This window comes from Gordonia sp. UBA7860, assembly GCF_002500165.1.
GTDB classification, from domain to species: domain Bacteria; phylum Actinomycetota; class Actinomycetes; order Mycobacteriales; family Mycobacteriaceae; genus Gordonia; species Gordonia sputi.
On record NZ_DLSO01000065.1, the window covers coordinates 1891 to 2504 of the forward strand.

A 614-nucleotide genomic window follows, 5' to 3' on the forward strand; every position below is an offset into this window, starting at 1 on the left:
GAAGTCGCAGTAGCCGCAGCGTGTAGCGCAGAACGGAACGTGGAGATACAGCCCGAAGCCCGTGTCGGGGTCGGCGTGTGCGCAGGCGTCGGCGATCGGTTCGGTTACGCGATTCGACGCGGACCGCGACTCGACCATCGTCTCCACATGCACACCTCCATGATGCGCGTCGACACTCTTGGCTCGGGTCCCGGGGCGACGACCACGGACTTCCACCCGACGCGGCTCGCGTCATCGCCCCTGATCGCAGCTCCCGGAGCGACGACCCGTCACCCGATCGGTGCGCACACCGACTTTGCCTCAGCATGACGCAAAATAAGCGCAAGTAGACGACCGGTCACCTGACGTGGCACTATGGATGGCGTGAATTTCCCCGGGGTGTGGCTCGCAGCGCGACGCCACGTCGATCTGAAGCGCGTCTGCAGCGCCACCTGTCGTCTCTAGACGACGAACGGCCCCGAGAGTTCCCCGCGAACAGCGGGAACGCCGCCACGTCATCGCGGCGCATTGCCGCCCAGTCACAGCCCAGACCGCGCGAAAGCCGGTGCACGTGTGCCCGGCAACAGGAGACTTCATGACGTCTACGACGGACATCACCTCGAACAGCGGCGCCG

1 pseudogene is annotated in these 614 nt (G+C 65.8%); it reads right to left on the bottom strand.

Annotated features, from left to right (window positions below):
- Positions 1-138: pseudogene (locus B3T59_RS24590) on the bottom strand (coproporphyrinogen III oxidase); the annotation flags it as partial.
- Positions 139-614: the final 476 nt, after the last annotated feature.